This window comes from Geomonas paludis (genome assembly GCF_014193585.1).
GTDB classification, from domain to species: domain Bacteria; phylum Desulfobacterota; class Desulfuromonadia; order Geobacterales; family Geobacteraceae; genus Geomonas; species Geomonas paludis.
In genome coordinates, this window is record NZ_BLXY01000001.1 from 1,319,701 (window position 1) to 1,339,720 (window position 20,020).

The 20,020-nt window shown below is 57.3% G+C and carries 17 protein-coding genes; 8 read left to right on the forward strand and 9 right to left on the reverse strand.

Annotated features, from left to right (window positions below):
- Positions 1–33 precede the first annotated feature (33 nt).
- From H7687_RS05475 to H7687_RS05485, 3 genes are all read left to right on the forward strand, one after another.
- Positions 34–1,365 (forward strand): butyryl-CoA:acetate CoA-transferase, encoded by a 1,332-nt coding sequence (locus H7687_RS05475; protein WP_183345894.1) that lies wholly within the window; start codon positions 34–36, stop codon positions 1,363–1,365.
- A 174-nt stretch (positions 1,366–1,539) separates the two neighbouring features.
- A complete protein-coding gene (locus H7687_RS05480; protein ID WP_183345896.1) occupies positions 1,540–1,725 on the forward strand; it encodes a hypothetical protein in 186 nt (61 codons plus the stop codon).
- A gap of 50 nt (positions 1,726–1,775) precedes the next feature.
- Positions 1,776–2,030: a DUF2442 domain-containing protein gene (locus H7687_RS05485; RefSeq protein WP_198424611.1), complete on the forward strand. Its 255-nt coding sequence runs from the start codon at positions 1,776–1,778 to the stop codon at positions 2,028–2,030.
- Between the two features lie 10 nt (positions 2,031–2,040).
- Here H7687_RS05485 and H7687_RS05490 read toward each other — a convergent pair whose 3' ends face one another.
- Entirely contained in the window at positions 2,041–2,307 is a 267-nt protein-coding gene (locus H7687_RS05490) for a DksA/TraR family C4-type zinc finger protein (RefSeq protein WP_183345898.1), read from the reverse strand.
- Positions 2,308–2,598: 291 nt separating this feature from the next.
- On the opposite strand from H7687_RS05490, the gene H7687_RS05495 reads away from it, so the two are divergent.
- Positions 2,599–3,282, forward strand: a complete 684-nt coding sequence (locus H7687_RS05495) for a DUF2845 domain-containing protein (protein WP_183345900.1) — start codon at positions 2,599–2,601, stop codon at positions 3,280–3,282.
- A 386-nt stretch (positions 3,283–3,668) separates the two neighbouring features.
- Positions 3,669–6,794 (forward strand): DEAD/DEAH box helicase, encoded by a 3,126-nt coding sequence (locus H7687_RS05505; RefSeq protein WP_183345904.1) that lies wholly within the window; start codon positions 3,669–3,671, stop codon positions 6,792–6,794.
- A 134-nt stretch (positions 6,795–6,928) separates the two neighbouring features.
- Here the strand turns inward: H7687_RS05505 and H7687_RS05510 are convergent, their stop codons facing one another.
- From H7687_RS05510 to H7687_RS05525, 4 genes are all read right to left on the reverse strand, one after another.
- Positions 6,929–7,816 (reverse strand): nuclease-related domain-containing protein, encoded by an 888-nt coding sequence (locus H7687_RS05510; protein ID WP_183345906.1) that lies wholly within the window; start codon positions 7,814–7,816, stop codon positions 6,929–6,931.
- 24 nt (positions 7,817–7,840) lie between these two features.
- Positions 7,841–8,815 carry an HNH endonuclease gene (locus H7687_RS05515; RefSeq protein ID WP_183345908.1) on the reverse strand — a complete coding sequence of 325 codons (975 nt, stop codon included), beginning with the start codon at positions 8,813–8,815 and terminating at the stop codon, positions 7,841–7,843.
- Positions 8,816–8,936: 121 nt separating this feature from the next.
- Positions 8,937–9,416 carry a hypothetical protein gene (locus H7687_RS05520; RefSeq protein ID WP_183345910.1) on the reverse strand — a complete coding sequence of 160 codons (480 nt, stop codon included), beginning with the start codon at positions 9,414–9,416 and terminating at the stop codon, positions 8,937–8,939.
- 17 nt (positions 9,417–9,433) lie between these two features.
- Positions 9,434–9,913 carry a TIGR02594 family protein gene (locus tag H7687_RS05525; protein WP_183345912.1) on the reverse strand — a complete coding sequence of 160 codons (480 nt, stop codon included), beginning with the start codon at positions 9,911–9,913 and terminating at the stop codon, positions 9,434–9,436.
- Positions 9,914–10,286: 373 nt separating this feature from the next.
- Here H7687_RS05525 and H7687_RS05530 point away from each other — a divergent pair, with 373 nt between their 5' ends.
- On the forward strand, positions 10,287–10,964 hold the full coding sequence (locus H7687_RS05530) for a fibronectin type III domain-containing protein (protein WP_183345914.1): 678 nt from the start codon (positions 10,287–10,289) through the stop codon (positions 10,962–10,964).
- A gap of 732 nt (positions 10,965–11,696) precedes the next feature.
- On the opposite strand, the gene H7687_RS05535 is transcribed toward H7687_RS05530, so the two are convergent.
- From H7687_RS05535 to H7687_RS05545, 3 genes are all read right to left on the reverse strand, one after another.
- Positions 11,697–12,536: a (Fe-S)-binding protein gene (locus H7687_RS05535; protein ID WP_183345916.1), complete on the reverse strand. Its 840-nt coding sequence runs from the start codon at positions 12,534–12,536 to the stop codon at positions 11,697–11,699.
- A gap of 296 nt (positions 12,537–12,832) precedes the next feature.
- Positions 12,833–13,279, reverse strand: a complete 447-nt coding sequence (locus H7687_RS05540; RefSeq protein WP_183345918.1) for a MarR family winged helix-turn-helix transcriptional regulator — start codon at positions 13,277–13,279, stop codon at positions 12,833–12,835.
- A gap of 164 nt (positions 13,280–13,443) precedes the next feature.
- Entirely contained in the window at positions 13,444–15,720 is a 2,277-nt protein-coding gene (locus H7687_RS05545; RefSeq protein WP_183345920.1) for a protease pro-enzyme activation domain-containing protein, read from the reverse strand.
- Between the two features lie 741 nt (positions 15,721–16,461).
- Between H7687_RS05545 and H7687_RS05550 the strand changes: the two genes are divergently transcribed.
- Positions 16,462–17,091, forward strand: a complete 630-nt coding sequence (locus tag H7687_RS05550; RefSeq protein WP_183345921.1) for an acetate uptake transporter — start codon at positions 16,462–16,464, stop codon at positions 17,089–17,091.
- 237 nt (positions 17,092–17,328) lie between these two features.
- Here the strand turns inward: H7687_RS05550 and H7687_RS05555 are convergent, their stop codons facing one another.
- On the reverse strand, positions 17,329–17,736 hold the full coding sequence (locus H7687_RS05555) for a hypothetical protein (RefSeq protein ID WP_246404612.1): 408 nt from the start codon (positions 17,734–17,736) through the stop codon (positions 17,329–17,331).
- A gap of 929 nt (positions 17,737–18,665) precedes the next feature.
- On the opposite strand from H7687_RS05555, the gene H7687_RS05560 reads away from it, so the two are divergent.
- Complete coding sequence (locus tag H7687_RS05560; protein WP_183345925.1) at positions 18,666–19,847, forward strand: MFS transporter; 1,182 nt, start codon at positions 18,666–18,668, stop codon at positions 19,845–19,847.
- Positions 19,848–20,020: the final 173 nt, after the last annotated feature.

The window sequence follows — 20,020 nt, forward strand, 5'->3', positions numbered from 1 at the left end:
TTGAACGAGGTACCGGCAAGGAGGAGACGTACGATGTCGTTGCAACAGTATAGGGAGAAGCAGGTCAGCGCCGAGGAAGCGGTGAAGATCGTCAAGTCGGGGGACTGGGTCGATTACGGGATCTGCCTGGGACAGCCGATAGCGGCCGACCAGGCGCTCGCCGCACGCGCGGGGGAGCTCTCGGGGGTCCAGGTCAGAGGCATGGTGAGCATGCGCTTGCCCGCCATCTGCGCCATCCCCGAACCCGAAAAGCACTTCACCTGGAATACCTGGCACTGCACCGGCGTGGACCGCGAGATCCTCAGGAAGGGGTGTGGCTACTTCAGCCCGATGCGCTACTCGGAGCTGCCCCGGTTCTACCGCGAGAACATCACCAAGATCGACGCGGCCATTTTCCAGGTCGCGCCCATGGACGACCAGGGGTACTTTAACTTCGGGCCGCAGGGCTCCCACATGAAGGCGGTCTGCGACCGTGCGGAAAACATCATCGTCGAAGTCAACGAGAACATGCCGCGCTGCGTCGGCGATGAACACGCCATCCACGTTTCGCGGGTGAAGTACGTGGTGCAGGGGGAAAACCCGGTCCTCCCTGAAGTGAAGGGGGCGGAGCCCAGCCCGGTGGACCGCAGGGTGGCCGAGCTGATCATCGACGACATCCCCAACGGCGCCTGCCTGCAGCTCGGCATCGGCGACATGCCCGCCGCGGTTGGAGCGCTGATCGCGGAAACCGACCTGCGCGACCTGGGCGTGCACACCGAGCTTTACACCGACGTCTTCGCCGAACTCTCCCTGCAGGGGAAGGTCACCGGCTCCAAGAAGAGCATCGACCGTTTCCGCCAGGTGTACACCTTCGCCCTCGGGACGCAGAAGCTGTACGATTTCATGCACGACAACCCGGAACTGCTCTGCCGCCCGGCCGACTACACCAACGACGTTCAGAAGGTGGCGCAGTTGGACAACTTCATCTCCATCAACAACGCCGTCGAGGTCGACCTGTTCGGCCAGGTCTCCTCCGAGTCCTCCGGCGTCAGGCATATCAGCGGCACCGGCGGCCAGCTCGATTTCGTGACCGGCGCCTACCTCTCCAGGGGGGGCAAGAGCTTCATCTGTCTCTCCTCCACCTACGGCAAGAACGGCAGCGCCAAGTCGCGCATCGTGCCCACCTTGCCCGTCGGCAGCATCGTCACCGCCCCGCGCAGTTGCACCCATTGGGTGGTGACCGAATTCGGGAAGGTGAATCTGAAGGGGCTCAGCACCTGGGAGAGGGCCGAGGCCCTCATCTCCATAGCCCATCCCGATTTCCAGGAAGAACTGATAAAGCAGGCCGAGCAGATGAACATCTGGAGAAACAGCAACCGGATCTAAGGGGCGCCAGCCGCTGCGACGATTGCTGGAAGACAAGGACAAGTAGATTATTCCTTTACCCGTAGTGGGGGGTGAGATAAAATCGCGCAGTGCGCGGGAGGGGGAAAAGGAGGGGATGGCAATACCTGCTCTTCACGAGGAATGTTGTCAATTTTTTCAAACAGAGGCCGCTGTATGAACGCTACCCGGAAAAGTGCTGCATCTACAGAAGCGCAGCTTGTGCTGGAAAACCTTAAGGAGGCGGTAGCGCAGGCGTTGGAGAAGAAAAGACGGCTGGGTCAGTACGCGGTGATCTGGAAAGATGGCAAGCCGGTACTGACTGGTGACGATGCGCCGAAAACTGCCGAAACTCAGAAATGAGGTTTCCTAGATGAACAGAAACTTTCGGACGATATAAAGGGCCAGACGACGTGAAAAAGGTAGCATCGATCAGTGCAAATGATGACTGGACCCTCGATGTCTGCTTCGCCAACGGCGAACTGCGCAGATACGATGTGAGCCCCCTGTTGCAAAGAGAGGCATTCAGAGGGCTGGAAGATGCCGCAATGTTCAAAACCGCCCGTAACGGCGGCTACTTCGTTGCGTGGGACAACGATGCCGACCTGAGTGCCGACACCCTCTATCAGGAAGGCGCACCCCTTCCGCCCACGTTTCATCCCACCTGATCCGCACCACTCACTTCAGTTGACTATCTTTGCTGCCTCTCCGGTTGTAGAGCGCTGCTGCCTTCTCCTTCTTTTCAAGTTCCGATTGGCAGGCAACACAGTATCTAACTCCTGGAATTGCCTTGCGACGCGCTTCAGGAATCGGAACCTCGCACTCCTCGCAATGGGTGAGACTTTCGCCTTTAGGCAAACGGCTCTTAGCCCGTTCGACTGCGGATTCCACCGTGGCATCTATCTGTTCCTGCACCGCTCCATCTCTCGACCATCCAACCGCCATGGCTTGTTCCTCTGGTTCTTATATGACTGCACGTGAAGGCCGATTAGCCACCGACTCAGTATACTCTTTCCTCCCCCATTTGGGTTTGAATTCGGTCGAGCCCACCCAGTCGATATCCTCGGCCATTGCCCCCAGACTCCAGTCGCCTCTCTCAGATTTCCTCAGACTTTCTCCGTGGCCAATGATTTGGGGTGTTCTAATATAAAGTCTTTATCAAAACTTAAGCATTTGCTATAACAAATGCGTTTTTCTGAAGTATACCTCCAATAGTGAGCCTGGAGAGGACCGTGTATGGCAGTGAGGCACGAATCAAAGGTCAGCGGTGCTTTAGGTAATCTCTTAGGCATTGCAATGTTCATAATCGTGGCAGGTTCAGCGTTGCTGAATGTCAATCTCACCAGTCTGATCTTTGGAGTTGGAACCCCTGCTCCGCCACCTAACCCGACTGTAGTAAACCCTATAAAGCCGCCAGAGGTACAAGTTGAACAGCCGGTTCCACAGGCGAACTCGGATGGTTACGAGCACTACACCGACAAAAATGGGAATGAGGTGGTAATTGTCCCGGCGAGATACCAAGCGGACCACCAATCAGCCCCTGTTCAGACAGCACCGGTGCCAGACTATTCAGCAGTTTCCCCGTCAGCATCCCAACCAGTAATGCAGAGCATGAATGCACCTGTGCAGGCCTCACCACCGCCAAATCTCGCTTCAATTGCCATGAACGCCGTGGCAAAGGGTCGTACAGGCATGAACGTGTTTGAATCGTGCCGGTGCAATAACGGCCTGGCAACAAAAGGTGACTCAAGGCAAGAGGTGTTAGAGAAATGCGCGCAACCCGCCGGTAGATTTCGCGGTGACAGGGATTGCCCCGAGATCTGGGTGTACAACTTCGGCGCCAATGAATTCATGCAAGGGATCTGTTTTGACCGCCGCAGTCGTGTGACCAAAGTCCTCAGTCTCGACCACGGTTACTGAAACCAATCTACCCTTCTTCCAGAAACCCTGGCGCTGACATGTGCAGCAACAGATCGTATAAATCAGGATGAGCAGATGAATAACAAATGCGAAGTGTGTGGTAGGGAGATGGTGTTACGCACCAGGTTGTCTGGAGACAAAAGTGGGCACAGGTACTGGGTCTGCTCTGATTATCCCCGTTGCAGGTTCACACAGCTATATGCTTAACAAGGCAAGCCGGGAGTATGGGGGTGGTTTCTGGAAAAGGGAGTATTCACCATGAAGAAGAGAGGTTGAAGATTCTTTCGATTTGCTTAGTCATTCTCTGGGGCAGCAAGGGTGGCGCGCTCTCAGGCCCCTGGAAGGAAACTAGATAAATTCCAAAAGTGAGTTTGGATTGAGGTTAAATGCACTTAGCACACGGCATATATGAGGCACTTCTCGACGAAGTCTTACAGGAAGCGCTGGCAAAGCGCCCGGAGTTGCGGCGCATCTTCGGAAAGATAGATGCCGAGGAACAACCGGCACTTTATGCCAGCTTCGTTGCTAAGGTGCTTGAGCAGGCTCTGCGTGAGGAGGCGGACGCTGAGAAACGGCTGGCGCTGTGCAACCGCATCCTTGGCACCGTAGCAACTGAGCCGGGAAGGGGCCATTTAGCAAAGCATCGCCTGGTTCCTGACGCCAAGCCGCTCCTGCTGGAAATTACCCCACCAAATTACAATCGGACCGGACTCCCCAGACCCCACACCTCCCTGACAGAGAGCAGCCTGTTTACAGGTTCACCACAAGAACCGCAACTGGCTCATGAACTGCTGGAAGAGATGCGCTCCGCTGATGGCGTAGATATCCTGGTTTCTTTCATCAAATGGTCTGGTCTACGGTTGTTGATGCCGGCGTTTGAGGATCTCCGCGACCGTCATGTGCCGGTACGACTGATTACCACCTCTTACATGGGGGCGTCCGATGCCCCGGCGGTGGAGTGGTTGGCGCAATTCCCAAATGTGCAGGTTCGTGTCTCCTACGACACAGAACGGACTCGCCTGCATGCCAAGGCGTACCACTTCCGGAGGCAGAGTGGTTTCTCGACAGCATATATCGGTTCGGCCAACATGTCACACGTCGCCATCACCAGTGGTCTCGAGTGGAACCTCAAGGTTACCGCCCAGGATATGGCACACATTCTGGAAAAATTTTCCGTGGAGTTTGAGACCTACTGGAACAGTCGAGAGTTCGTCCCGTTTGATCCGAACCGGCCCGAACTGTTCCGAAGTGCTCTGGCCCGTGCCAAGGACAAGGGGACAAGTGCCCAGGCAGTGTTCTTCGACCTTCGCCCCCACCCCTTTCAGGAGCGGATACTAGAGGCACTGGAGCGGGAGCGGAGCGCCCACGACCGCTGGCGTAATCTCGTCATCGCCGCTACCGGCACCGGCAAGACGGTAGTGGCTGCTTTTGACTTCCAGCGGTTCTATCAGCAGCGGCAACGCCAAGCACGCCTGCTTTTTTTGGCTCACCGACAAGAGATCCTCCAGCAGGCACAGACGACGTTTCGCAATATTCTGCGCGACCAAAACTTTGGCGAGTTGCAGGTCGGCCCCTATGAAGCAACCCGACTGGAGCACCTGTTCTGTTCCGTCGGTATGCTTACCTCCCGTCGGTTCTGGGACCAAGTTGGGACGGAGTTCTACGATTACATTGTTGTTGACGAAGCCCACCATGGCACAGCTACCAGCTATCGCCCCATCTTCGACCATTTTGCGCCGAAGATTCTACTCGGTCTGACCGCAACACCTGAGAGGATGGACGGAGACAACGTCGCCGCCGATTTCGGAAATCGCTTTGCTGCAGAAATACGCCTGCCTGAAGCCCTGGAAGAAAAACTCCTCTGCCCCTTCCACTATTTCGGAGTTGCCGACCCAATAGCTATCAATGGTGATCAGTTCTGGCGCAATGGCAAATATGACGCCGCGGCCCTGGAGAGTGTGTACGTGCTGGATCAAGCCCGAGCCCGCCAGCGGGTGGAGGCCATCATTACTGCTCTGCATCGCTATGAACCTGACGCGGCGATACTGAAGGGGATCGGCTTCTGCGTTACCATCGGCCATGCCGAATACATGGCGGAGCAGTTCAACGAACGGGGCATCCCGTCAGCCCCCTTTGTCTCGGGCATTGACTCAGAGCGGTCTGCTGACCTGCTGGCCAAGCTGAGAAATGGTGAACTCACCTTTCTGTTCACTGTGGACAAGTTAAGCGAAGGGGTAGACGTGCCGGAGATTAATACGGTCCTCTTTCTTCGGCCTACAGAGAGCCTGACGGTTTTTCTCCAGCAACTTGGCCGTGGTCTGCGGCATGCACCGGAAAAAGACTGCCTAACCGTCCTCGACTTTGTCGGCCAAGCCCACCGCCGCTACCGTATTGATACAAAGCTGAAAGCGCTTCTCCCCAGGCACCGTTTTGCGATTGACAAGGAAGTGGAGCAGGATTTTCCTCACCTACCGGCTGGCTGCGCCATTCAACTCGACCGACTCTCCCGGCAGTATGTACTCGAAAACATTCGTGAGAACTTCGGTCGCCTCGCCGTGCAGGTGCCGGATCGGCTGCAGACCTTTACCAGCGAGACAGGGCAGGAGCTTACCTTTGGCAACTTTATCAACTACCACGATTACGAGCCGGAGGTGCTGCTGGCCAAAGAATCATGGAGCGAGTGGAAAGCCAAGGCCCTACTAGCGCCGATCCCCATTGATCCCGACCTAGCTCGACTGAAAAAGGCCATGCTCCGCGCAGCCTTTATCAATGGACCACTGGAAGCCACACTGTTGCGTAAGGTTTTGGTGAAGCTAACAGCCGGAAAGGTGACTGAGGCATTAGGCTTGGCCGGATCATCAGCCATGCTGCTCTATTACCGCATCTGGGGGGACACAGCGGAACGGTTCGGGATTACATCGCTGGAGGATGCCTTCCGGCGGTTGGCTGGCAACCCAACAGTTTGCGCCGATATGGACGAGATCCTGGCCTGGTCGCTGGACTGCACTGAGGTTGCTGGTGCGGTCCCGGAACTGCCGTTTAATGCGCCACTGGAACTGCACGCCCAATATGGCATCAGGGAAGTTCAAGCAGCGTTTGGCCGGGCAAACCTGAAGAGTAGCGGTCAGACCGGAGTCGGGGTGATGCACTTTGCGGAGGTAAAGGCCTATGCGTTGCTGGTGACGTTCCAGAAAACGGAAAAGGAATTCTCCCCCAGCACCATGTATGCGGATTACCCCATCAACCGGGAGCTACTGCACTGGGAATCCCAAGCCAACACCGCTCAGCACCACGTGGATGGACAGAATCTGATCTATCATCAGGACCGGGGCTACACCGTATTGGTATTTGCCCGTGGCATGAAAAAGCGCAACGGTGTGACAGTCCCTTTTACCTATTTGGGACCGGTTGATCTGGTGAATTACGAGAGCGAGCGGCCGATAAAGATGGTCTGGCGACTTCGGCGTCCCATGCCGGTACAGATGTTTGAGGATAATAGAAGGGGGGGGTAAAGGCTCGAAGAAGGGAAGAGATGCGCTCGCATATTCACCTTATTCGGCGCTATTGTGGGCGGTGCCGATAAGTTATGTAGCTTATTAATGCTGTTATTCCCATATCGTAATTTTAAGTTGCAACGCCGGTTTAGTTAGTCCTTTTTATATGCTTGCGGAGCAACGTCTCGGCATTTGTGCTCTAATTGGTGCGATATCCTCTGAATCATTTGTGGAGATAGCAGCGACTCAGTACGTAGTTTGGTGAGAAACTGTGGGTTCTTCCCGTTGAAAATAATTAAGTCTGCCTTCTTCCGGTCTACATACCATCCAGGCAATGCCAGTGCTGGCTTAACATACACCTGGTCCCCTACCGCTTTCGTTAGCCACTCTGACAACCAAAATGCCTGACGTTTGGCTTGATCTATTGGCTCCGGCTCCCGCCACGTTGGAAATTGCAGAGTCTGCCCATCATAGATTACTCTCGCGTCCTCCTGTCCTTTGCCTCTGTCTGGTTTAGCCCGGCCCTTTGTCTCAATCGCGAAAACCCCATTTTCGCTGACGACGATGTGGTCGATGTTGAACTTCTCAGCTTGGAAGTCATGAAAAACGCGGCATCCGTCGAGCATTAGTTGGTTCAGCTCTTGTCCGACCGCACGCTCGCAATCCAGGCCAAGTTTTTCATTATGCCTTTGTCGAAGTGCCTTGTTTAACCGATAAGTAAAATAGCCTAAAAGGCCAAGTGCTAAGGCAAAATAGGCCCAGGGCGAAGTTTTAGCGTTAGTGAAATATCGAGTGCTTAAAAAGCCTGAGTAGCAGAACAAGGGCATGATGCCTGTGAAAGCAAAATACGACTGGATGTCATCGTTCAATTGCTCGATTCGTTCGCTGATGGATTCTCCAGGATTGCGGAGCATCTGGAACGTCAGCGGGTTTCTTCGCCGCTTGCGTTGGTGGCGAATCCACAAAGTAAGGCAAAGGGGCACGGTAAGGGAGACGGCGAAGAATGCTAGTGGCAAAAGCTGGACGTAAAGAAGGTTCATGGACCTCTCGCTTGTTTGGATTTCTTATAACCGCCATTCTTTCCGATGTTCCGACAGGTATTCCTGGGCCGGCCAGAGGTCATGGTCCTGGGGCGGGATCATGGCGCGGCCGTTGAGGGTTAGCAAAAAACCTGGGACATTAGGATCTGCCATGATCTGACGGGATGTAAGGACATTGTAGTTGGTGGAGACGCCCATCATCCCTTCGTCAAAAGCCCAGTGGCAAAGCTTGCAGAGGGCCATGCCGTTTCGGATGTCGTCGTTTTGGGTTTTGCGCCACGGGACGATGTGGGCGGCGTCTACTGCGGTGTGCTGCTCTGGGGTGATGATGCGAACCCCGCACAAGGCACAGCGGTGGTCGTAGGCTTTGATGACCATCCTTCGAAAAGCCTGGGCACGCGCGGCGGGACGGTAAATCTCTGCCTCAACGATTTCCTTCACCAGCGGCAGGTGCGACTTTTCTTCAAGGATGCGGCTGTACTCGGAGGCTTCACGATTGATGGCCGACTGTTCGCGCAGTAGCAGTTGCGCCATCTCAGAAAAACACGACTGCAGTAAGGCTTCTCTCAAGGCCTCGCGGCCTGCTTCTGACTTCATAAGCAGGAAGAGGTCGTCATCCAAGGTGGCTCCAAGGACGTGCTTCCTTAAATAGGTGACTGTGGCAGTATTGTTGATGACGGCATCGGAGAGTTGTTTACCCGGCTGAGGAACGAGGTGCCAGAACGGTTCCCTGTCCAGCCGCGAAAAGGGAAAGGCGATGCTGCTGGTCTGACCAAGAGGAATGATGCGTCGCCAGTAGAGACAGAAGAGTTCGTTCAACTCGAGGAGGTCGCTTGATGCATCTATGAACGGGGCGGTTATTACACCACGCTGCACCAGGTCCATGACAGCCAACAGGAGGAACGGCTTGTGGGGGGCCCTGCCTTTGGTCGAATCGGTCCAGACGGGACCGGGAGCGCGTTTAAGGGTGGTGAATTGCTTGATGTAATCTGCTGGCATCTCGCCCTCGTCAGGTCAGCTAGGCGGTAAGTTAGATGCAATTTAGATTAACGGAGGGAAAGAATCAAGCTTAATGATGGTGGGAGCGATGGCAGGCGAGGATGTGAGGGCATGGGATGGTTTACCGTTTTCTCAGATGCATCGACTCAGCTGACAGCTTGCAGTCTGGTCTGCACTCGGCAGACTCCTGTATTGTTGCCTGTGTCCAATCTCCTTCATCGATCCGAAGGCTGATAGTACACTTGCTGTTTTTGCTATTGACGTATTCCTGCACGGCAACAGCTACTCCGGCCTGGTTATCATCTGTCTCTGCTCCTAACCACCAGTAACCCGCGATCCTGGCTTTCCCGTGCTCATCTCGTCTGCAGGTCCCGGACTTTGCAATTTTGAAGTCGATTGTCTTGGAATCAATGTAGGTGACTTCCAGTGACTGCCGCTCGTTTCCTTTTACCAGCGTGAAACGCAAGGGTGACTGGGGAGGGTGCGGCGTGGCTCGTCGAGGCTCCTGCCGTTGCTCGTCACGCGACGGTAGCTCGGCTGCGGCGACTTTGGCTGCTGTCATGAGCACCACGATTACCCACGTGAGGGGCATGATCTTCATTGCAGCACCTCGTATTCTCACTGGTGACTATTCTCGGGCCAGCGTAGCCCCAGCAAGGTCCAAGTCTTCTTCGGAAAGCTCGACTCCTTCACGGTATTGCTTTGATTTCCTCCGAGCAGTTTAAAGTGGGTGGCGGTCTCTTTGATGAGGAAGCCGACGTGGGCGCCGGAGGTTGAGAAGCTCCTGTCTGTCGCCTTGCTGCTGCAGATCACGGTGATCGCCCCCGGGACAGGGCCTGACGGGATACCCCAATGGACCCAACTTTTTGCAGCAGCGGAGTCGGTGCCTTTGATGCCCGCCTGCTTCAGGCACCAGTTGACGAAGGAGGAACACCACGGCGTTTCGTCGTCGGTGGCCTTGAGCGTGGTCGTGGCGTGGTAGGCAAGGATGCGCGGGTTGTCTTCATGGCCGACGATTTCCTTTTGCCCAACCTCTTGTCTAGCAATATCCAGCCAAGGGGCATGCTGCAGAGGAGATCTTTTGCTGTTGCTGGTCATGGTTAGCACCTCCGGGACTTATTCCTCATCCTCCTGCAGACTGCAGTCCGGGCACTGTGGCTCTCCGTTATCATCCAACCCGTATGTCTTCCCTTCCGAAAACTTCCTGCCGCACCGGGCACAGGAGACCGGCTCGTCTTGGGTGGCATAGAAGAAAGCCAGCAGGTCTTCAAGCAAGTCACTCATGGGCTATCTCCGTTAGACGGTGTTCACGCTTGCTCGTTCTCGTGGAATGTTGCCACACCCCTTCGCATTAGCAACGGGGAAGAGTCTCACGATGAGAATTAAAAAAATATAATTGACTTCGCGGTTGCGGACGCTATCCTCAACGGGAGCACGTTGAGAGAAATCCTTAGCCCAAGGAGGGATAAGCATGTTCCCATCGGTGATTCCCGTAACAAACAATGTCTTCGTCATGAACCACTTCGCGGATATGAACCACCATCAGCTGATAGGGTGGCTGCTGGATGCGGCGACAAAACAGGAGCAGCACCACTATCATGGAAAAAACACGCCCGATTGGGTGGCTGGATTCACCCGTTTCCGGGAACATGCGGCTGCCCTGTCACAGAAGGAGGAGGCGGCAAAGAATAAGGACATTCAAGCCATCAAGGAGCGTGACCTCGAGCGTGCCGCCACCCTGGAGTCGATCCACTTCAACGCGAGCTACATCGTCATGAGGGTCCGGCACGAAAACGATGAAAGCCTGCTCCACAACGTTGGCCACGAACTGAAGGAAAAGACAAAGAGGACTCATGCGCCCACTTCTGTTACCAAGTTGCCGCTGAAGGTGACGGCGAAGAGAGGTGACGAACCGGGAACGATAGTGCTGACCATAGAAAGGGACCCGGGCGCCGGTGTGTACGAAGTCCAGTTCTGCAAAGGCACCCCGGTTGACGAGAAGTCATGGCAGCTGCTGGGTAACTTCAAAAAGGTAAGGATCTTCATCCCGGACCTGGAGCGGTCAGGCTGGTATTACTTCAGGGTTCGGAGCCACGGCGACAACGAAACGAGCCCCTGGAGCATGCCGGTCGACATCATCGTAGGTTGATGCACGAACATTTAGAAACGAGGGCGGCATGGGACGCGATAGGTGTCCCCGCCGCCCTCATTTTGTTTGCCACTCCTCCATTGCAACGACCTTCTCTTCCTACCGCTCTATCCCTTACGCATAACCGCTAATCAGAGGCAGCCGTTACCGGCCTGCGCCCCCCCGTAGCAATGCCGTGACTACATTTAAAACTGCTGCCGAAGAATTCGAATCACGGGCGAGGAATTAAAACTGCCGGCGAGGAATTCGAATCGCTGGCGAGCGTTCAAAACTGGCGCCGAGGAATTTGAATCTCCAGCGAGCAGTTAAAACCAACGGCGAGGCACTCGAATCCCTGGCAAGAAATTAAATCCGCGGCGGAGCATTTGAATTGCTGGCGAGCAATTAAAAACGGGCGGCGGGGAATCCGAATTGCCGGCGACCAGTTAAAACTGCTGGCGGAGAATCTGAATTGCTGCCGAGGAATCAAAACCGACGGCGAGGAATTCGAGTCGCTGGCGAGGAATTAAAACTGGCGGCGGGGACTCCGAATGGTTGGGAAACAATTAAAACTGCCGGCGGAGTATTCGAATCTTAGGCGAGCAATTAAAATTCGAGGTCCAGAATTTGAATTGCTGGCGAGGAACTAAAACTGGGCGGGACTGAAAGGGTGTGCCGGTTCCCAAGGCTGGGAGACCGGCAACCATCCTGATGATATTGCGTCTTGTGTCGTATGGCGTGTGAATGCTTCCCCTAATTACAACCAGCAGGGTTGCGTGCTTCGCAGGGCACTCCTACCTGGCAAAGGGCGCAGCCGGCGGGTCCCTCCACACCACGTTCTTTAGCCAGACGGACTGAGTCGGGACCGTAGCCGAAGATCATGCAGCGGACTTTGTCATGTCCTGCTGTTGAGACGGCTTGGGCGGGGCAGCGGCGGATGCAGGCGCCGCAGGCGCCGGTTTTGAAGTGGAGACAGTCGGCGCGATGGTGCTCGGCGGTGCGCTGGTCGGGGTCGAGCACGGCATCGATGACAACGGAATTGAGCACGATGGCCATCCCTTTGGCGCTGAGAAAGGCGCTGTTCAGACCGAAGGTGCCGAGCCCGGCGGCGTATGCTACGTGCCGGTCGGACCAGGGGGAGGTCTTGCCGTTGGGGGCGTCCATGATGCGGAACCACTCGGCATCGGCCGGGGCCACGCCGTGTACGCCGTGCCGCTCCATCTCCTGCAACAGCCCTCTCCGTACCTCTTTTTGCAGCACCTTGGCGCACAGGTCGTAGGCCTTGGTCCACTCGACGGAGGGCTTATCGGTACAGCGACGGTTGCTGTCCCGTAACGCCTTGCTCCAGGGCATCACCCAACTGACGACGGTGCCGCCACGCCAGCTCCCCTCGCCGTGCGCGGCTTCGTAGGCCTCCCGTGGCGTTCTGTGCCAGGGACCTATGATCTGCTTGAACTCCTCGAAGATCGGGTCGTCACCGGCAGCGAAATTAACCAGCGGTTCGTCGAAGTAGCGGTCCGCCAGTGAGTCGGACCAGTTCCCCTTGTGGTCGACGATGGACTGCGTGATCACTTCGCGTATCAGGTCCTTCATGTTCACCTCCATTTAACGCGCTGAAAAACAGACGTTGGTGCATCGGCAAAGTTCAGGCTTGTTATGTTGTATATGCAACTTTGCGGACAAAAAAAATACCGATTGGCGACGGAGGGGACTGACTCCGAAGGTGCCTGTCCCCTTCAGCTTCTGGACGTTGGCTGGGCTGAAAGGGGCGTTCCGCTAAAGGGACAGGCACCTGACGGAGCCAGTCCCTTCTGATTGTTGTAGGTCCTTCCGCCTAACCAAAGCAAATCCCGCTAAATCCCGCTTTGACCAGGGGCACTTTAAAAAAATTAGCAGCTTACTCTGAGACGGTCGGCGATGGCTTTGAGGGAGGAGGCGCCTTCCTCGCCTAACAGGGCCAATGCGCGCTGCTGGGCTTCCTGCCACTGTTCGTGGCAATCCACCATGAGCTGCCTGCCGCTTTCGGTGACTCGAACGATCTGTCCCGGCCCTTTCCCTGAGACCTGGATCCAGCCGCTCTTTGCCATGCGGTCGACGGTGCGGCTCACGGTGGACTTTTCCATCTGCAGGCGCGCGCCGATCTCACCGGGACTCGCGTCCCCGACAGTCAGCAGGCACACGAGGATGCTGGCCTGGTTGATCTTGATGCCGTACGGCTGCAGCGCCCGGTCGTACAGGCCGGTGATGACGCGGTTCAAGCGCCTGGCCCGGCCGGCGATGCACTGGGCGGCAACCAGCTCGGCAATCTCGTTTGCGGACTTACCTGGAGTGTTCATGTTGCATATACAACATCATCACTGCCAGATTGTCAACGAATTTCCTGCATTCAATAACAATCATCTTAAACGGGGGGGCAGGTGCGAAAGTGCCGGTTTCCGAACTGGGAAACCGGCACTTGTCGTCGTGATAAATCTTGTGTGGGGCGGGCCTGAGCCTTCCGCTACTGCGTCTTGAAGTAGTAGGTCTGCGACGTGACGGTGCTGCTCCCGGCGCTGGAGGAGACCTGGAAGTAGTAGATGGTCCTCCGGGCGAGGGAGGATAACGTCAGCACGTGCGAGGTGACCAGCGTGCTGCTGGACAGCGACTTGGTCAGACTGCCGGACGAAGTGCCGTAGCGGATCACGGAACTGGAGGCCAGGTTGGTGCTCCACTGGATCTTGGCGGACGTCGTACCGATGGTGCCGTACACGCCGCTGCTAAAGGCGAGCGGCGCGGTTGGGGTGGCGTAGGCCTCGTTGGAGAGCGCGGACCTGCCGGCGCTGTTCACGGCGGCGACCTTGTAATAGTAGGTGGCGCCGTTGGCGACGCTGTCGGTGAAGGAGGTGGCGGTGATGCCGGTCCTGACCGGGGTAGTCCCCTCCCGCCCGGCGGCGGTGCCGCGGTACACGTTGTAGCTGGTGGCGCCGCTGCTTGCGGTCCAGCTGAGGGCCACAGTGGCGTTACCGGCCGAAGCCTTCAGCCCGGCCGGAGCGGCGGGCGCGGTGACGGTGGGCGTGGTCGAGGTCGAGGTGGTTGAGGAGGATGCGGGCGCCAGTGCCGCCAAGAGGTTGGCGCCGTTGAAGGAACCCCAGCCGGTGGCGTTGTCGTAGCCGGTGATGGCGGGGTAATAAAGATTGGTGGTGCTGTCGGCGACGTCGTGGAAGGTGGTGCCGTAGCCGGTGCCGGTGCCTACCTGGTACAGCACCGGGTTGGCAAAGCCAAGCGGCGCCAGGCCACCGGCGGCGCGCTGCTGGTTCACCCTGGCGGTGAAGGCGGCCCACAAGGGAGCGGCGCAGCTGGTGCCGCCGTAGATCCACCACTTGCCCTGGAAGTAGATGGAGTAGCCGGTGCCGGGGTCGGAGTTGAGAGCGACGTCAGGGACGTTCCTCATCACGGAGGAGGCGACGTTGCCCAGCTGCTGCTGCCAGGTGGGGATGGGCCAGAAGGCGCTAACGCCGCCCCCCCCGGCGCCGCCGTTGATGGTGCCGGCGTTCCAGGTGGACTCGCGGTTGTAGCTGCCGCTGCTCAGGTAAAGGGTGGTCCCGCCGACGCCGGTGACGTAGGGCTGGGAGGCGGGGTCGTCCACGCTGAGGGTGTTGCCGTTGTCGTAGGCGCCGCTGTCGCCGGCGGCGGCGTAGACGGTCTGCCCTTGGGCGGCCATCTGCCGAAAGATGGCGTTCTCGCTGTTCAGGAAGGAGGAACCGCTCTCACCTTCGCTGAGCCCCCAGGAACTGCTGATCTGCTTGGCGATGTTGTCGGTGGCGATCCGGTTGTAGGTGTCCAGGACCCCTTTGCTGGTGTTGGGGCCCATGTAGACCATTATCTTGCTGGCGCCGGGTGCAAGCGCCATCTGCAACTCGATGTCAAGCGTGACCTCGCCGGCGCCGGACCCGGGCGCGCCGGAGAAGCTGTCCACCAGCACGTTTTGCAGCGGCACGGCACGCAGCCCGTAGTAGCTGGCGTACGTGGCGATGTCGGAAGGTGTATAGCCGTCCAGTTGGAATAGGGCCAGAGTTTGGCCGGCGCCGTTAGCGCTGACCGAACCGAGGTTGTAGGCGGTGGTGATATCTTTCGGGGTCATGCCACCGCCGGGGCCGGTGCCGATCTGGTAAGGCGTGGCCATGGGGGCGTCCGTGGCGCGGGCGGCATGGCTGTGGGTGTGCCAGGCGGCGGAGCTGTCCAGGCCGACCATGCCGGAGATGCAGGAGGCGATCGCGTTGGGGACGCCGGGTTCGCGGTCGGGGGCAAAGAAGCTGTGGCCGCTGTGGGCCTGGAACTGGTGCATCTGCACGTCGAAGGCCGCCTCGACGACGGCGGCGGGGCCGGCGACGTCGAGGACGGTGCGGTTGGCGTGGGTGCCGGTGATGGTTAGGCCCAGCCCGCGGGCGTAGCGCTTGACCGCCTCGTAATCGGCGACGGAGGGGGCGAAGCGCTCGATGAACTGGGGAACGGTGAGGTAGTGGCCGTAGAGCGGGTCGGCCGGGTCGTAGATGCGCCGCAGCAGGTCGTCCAGCGCCTGCTGGTTGCGCAAGGGCAGGGTGAAGGAGAACCTCATCTGCGCCACCGCGGGTAGTCTGCCCAGCCGTCTGGCGCTGGCCATGCTGCGCGCCGGGACGTGTCCCGCGAGGCGGACCCGTGCCGAGCTGTCGGCCCAGCATGATGGCGGGGCTCCCGCCGCCATGGCGACGGCAACAAGGAGTCCGAGGCAAAGGGGGAACTGTTTCAACGCGACTTTCAAGACGTGCCTCCGAGCAAGGGGTGGAAAAGGGGAGTTTGTGCGGCTGGATTCACCATCGGCAGCGTTGCTCGGAACTTTAATGCTTCGGCAAAGAAAAACATTGTGGCGGGCGAAGTTAGCGGAACCTTTGTTCCCTTTATCCCCGATTGAATGTTTAGCAGTTCTTTGCGGCTTTGCGGCTTTGCGTTAAGAAAGCCTTGAGTTTTCAACCAAAAGGCGTAGAGGCGGAAAGGCTTATTTCTTAACGCAATGGCGCAAAGACGCTAAGCAACAAAAGACTATTGGGTTACCCCCATAATCTTTGTGTCTTGCTCCTTTACGTTACAAAAAGTGTGGGGGCGGTGGCTGAGCCGAAAGGGGCGTTCCGCTAAAGGGACAGGCACCTAACGGAGCCAGTCCCTTCTGCTTCTTGACTAGCCAAGGCAAATCCCCTTTGCCGCTTTTGCGGGAAGTCTTAGATGAACCATTTTTTTGCACTACTGCGAAAAAGGCTGCCAAATGACGGTATACGGTGCAAGTGGCCGGAGTTGCGCCGATCTTGCCGGCACGTTTGCCGGGTAGCGGTAGCTATTTCGCAAACCTGCAAAAACGGTCCAATGCTGACACGGGATGGTGGTGCCGTAACTGCTGAAAAATCGAACGTTCTTTTGATGTGGTGATCAGGAGCGATGGGCGGTACGGTTATTGCGTATACGGAATGATTTAGCGACGTGATATCGCAATGCAAACAGGAGGGTAATAATGAGTAATGTGAAACTGGGAAATCCTGCGGTAGTCGGTCTGGCCGGGTTCGGGCTGACGACATTCGTGCTGCAATGCCACAACCTGGGCTGGTGCGGTATCGCTCCCGTGCTCTGGCTCGGTCTCTGCTTCGGCGGTACGGCACAGATGATTGCGGGCCTGATGGAGTTCAAGACCGGCAACAACTTCGGCTTCTGCGCCTTCACCGGCTACGGGGCCTTCTGGATCTCGCTCTGCCTCATGATCATCTTCGGCAAGAACGCGGACCTGGTGAAAGCCTATCCGACCCTGGCCTTCAACGCCAACGACCTCGGCTTCTACCTGGTGGCCTGGACCGTGTTCACCTTCATCCTCTTCATCGCCTCCATGAAGCACCACGCGACGCTGGCCTTCATCTTCCTCACCCTGCTGCTGGGCTTCATCGGGCTGGACGTGAAGGAGTTCACCGGCAGCGCGCTGGCCGGCACCTTCGCGGCTTACGACCTGCTGGTCTGCGCTTTCTCCGCCCTTTACCTGATGACCGTTGCGGTTTACGCCGAGTCCGGCATCAACCTGCCGGTGGGTGAGCCGTGGATCAAGGAAAGCACCGCGGCGGAAGGGGTGCTCGCGGCTGAGAAGGTTAAGGCATAAGTAGTTCGGGTACAGAGAAGTGAAAGGAAGAGCCATGGCATTGCCGTGGCTCTTTTTTTTGAGGCAAAACCTGGAATCATTTAACAGGGATAAAAGGGATCAAAGGGATAACACCTGAAACCATAAGATTTTGGTTAAAACAAAAAACCACCTTAGGTTTGCATGGTTGCGCCTTTGCGGCTTTGCGTTAGGTAAACGCCTTTGGGGGTGCAGGGGGGGGAGACCTTGTAGTTCGGACTACCAGAGGTAAATGGACTTGTTGTCGAAGCGGTCTTTGTGGAAGTAGAGGAAGACGTTGAGGAGAAGGAACAATAGGAAGACACAGAAGGCGTTGATGCGGTAGCCGTAGTCGGGGACCAGGGTCCCGGAAGCAGTAAGGACCTGCTGGACGGGGAGCATGATGAGGTTCGCCATGCCGCTGGCGCTGGCGGCAAAGTTGTAGGCGATGAGCAGCCAGAGGGTGAGCCGCTGCCGCTTCAGGATGCCGACGATGAGGTAAAGGGTGATGATGCTGTTGGTGAAGATCAGGTGCTCGGCCTGGTCGCCGGTGTACAGCTGCCCCATGAAGGGGAAGGTGCCCCCCAGGTCGGAAAGGGTGACCATCATGGCAAGGAGGTAGACGCCGGTCAGCGGGACCAGTACCAAACTCCTTTTCCTATCGTCGCCAGAAGGCATGACCCTGTCCGTTTCTTTCAACTCTTTCCTCGTTTGGCAGCGTTTTCTGGAGCCGCGACATAGTAGCAGGAGGGTGGCTCGATTGACAATTGATAATTGACAATCGACAACCCGAAGCTTTAACGCAAAGGCGCAGAGACGCGGAGACGCTAAGAGAACCAAGAACAATAGGGTTACCCAACTTATAATCTTTGCGCCTTTGCGGCTTTGCGTTAAGACAGGCTTGAGGTTTAAACCCAAAGGCACAGAGACGAAAGGCCTGATTTTAACGCAATAACGCAGAGACGCTAAGAGAAACAAAAGGCATTAGTGGTTTTATCCCTTTTATCCCCGTTATCCCTGTTTGAATGTTTTTAGCACTTCTTTGCGCCTTTGCGGCTTTGCGTTAAGACAGGCTTGAGGTTTAAACCCAAAGGCAGAGGCGAAAGGCCTGATTTTAACGCAATGACGCAAAGACGCTAAGAGAAACAAAAGGCATTAGGTTGCCCATAATCTTTGGGTCTTGAGCCTTTACGTTACAAAAACATGTTTTTGACTTATCCTTTTTATCCCCTTATCCTTGTTTGAATGTTTTTAGCACTTCTTTGCGCCTTTGCCGCTTTGCGTTAAGACAGGCTTGAGGTTTAAACCCAAAGGCACAGAGGCGAAAGGCCTGATTTTAACGCAATGACGCAAAGACGCTAAGAGAAACAAAAGGCATTAGGTTGCCCATAATCTTTGGGTCTTGAGCCTTTACGTTACAAAAACATGCTTTTGACTTATCCCTTTTATCCCCTTTATCCCTGTTTGAATGTTTTTAGCAGTGTTTGCGCCTTCGCGCCTTGGCGGCTTTGCGTCAATAGAATAGGCCTTTGCCTTTACTCTTGCAAAAATCATCGGGAGCGGGTACGGATGCTGTCATGGGAAAGCTCTCCGACAACATCCGCAAGCTGTACCTTTTTTCCTTCCTCCAGATGATGCTGTTCCCCATGGCGATCATCACCCTCTTCTGGAAGGACCACGCCGGGCTGTCACTGACCCAGATCCTGCTCCTGCAGAGCATCTTCTCGGTGGCCACGCTCGCGCTCGACTACCCCGCGGGGTACGTGAGCGACCGGCTCGGCTACCGCTGCGCCCTTAACATCGCCTCGGTCCTCGGCATCATCGGCTGGGGCATCTACATCTGGGCCGACTCGTTCGCCACGGTGCTCTTGGCGGAGATCACCCTGGGGATGTCGCTTTCCTTCATCAGCGGCTCGGACAGCGCCCTTCTCTTCGAGACGCTGCGGGCACAGGGTGAGGAGCAGTCCTACGCGCGCCACCAGGGACGCATGCACGGCTTCGCACAGGCGGGGGAGGCGGCCGGCGCGGTCCTGGCCGGCGTGATCTACGCCTATCAACCGAGACTTCCCTTCATCCTGCAGGTGGCGGTGTGGGGCGCCGGACTCCTGGTGACCAGGCGACTGGTGGAGTCCCCGAGAGCTCACGCGCCGGCCCGCTCCCACCTCGCCGAGGCCCTCGCCACCGCACGCTACGCCTTCCGGGATAACCGGCACCTGCGCTACACCATCCTGCTCAACACGGTGCTGGGCGTGGCATCCTTCTACCCGGTCTGGTTGATCCAGCCCTACATGCAGCACGCCGGAGTGCCGGTGGCCTGGTTCGGCCCGGTCTGGGCCGGCGCCAACCTCACCGTGGCCCTGTGCGCCCTCGCCAGTCACCGCCTGCACGAGCACCTGGGGGACCGGGGCATGGTGCTGCTCTTTTTGCTCCTGGTCGTGGTCGGCTACCTGGGGCTCGGCCTTGCCGGCGGGATGTGGGGCTTTCTCTTCTACTACCTTTTGACCTGCATGCGCGGCCTGCGCGGGCCCATGATGCTGGCCCACACCCAGCGCGAATCCGCCAGCGCCAACCGCGCCGCAACGCTGTCGCTGCAGTCGGTGTCGTTCCGGCTCCTCTTCGTGGTCACCGGGCCGCTGGTGGGGAAGCTCGCCGACCAGGGGGGAGTGGGGCAGAGCTTCTATCTGCTCTTCTACGCGTTTTTGGTGAGCCTGCCGATTCTTGCCGTTCTCTTCCTAAGGTACGCGCCGCGGGAGGGGTAAGCTGAAGGCAAATCCCCCCTGGGGCACCGGTAGCGTGAGCAAAGGGGGGGGCGTTGAGGCACCGGCAGCGGTTTTTGCAGGCAGCATTGCTGGTTCCCAAGCTCCAGCTTGGGAACCCCATATGGCGCAAAGCTCCAGCTTTGCATCCGAGGGAAGTTGGAGCTTCGGGGAGA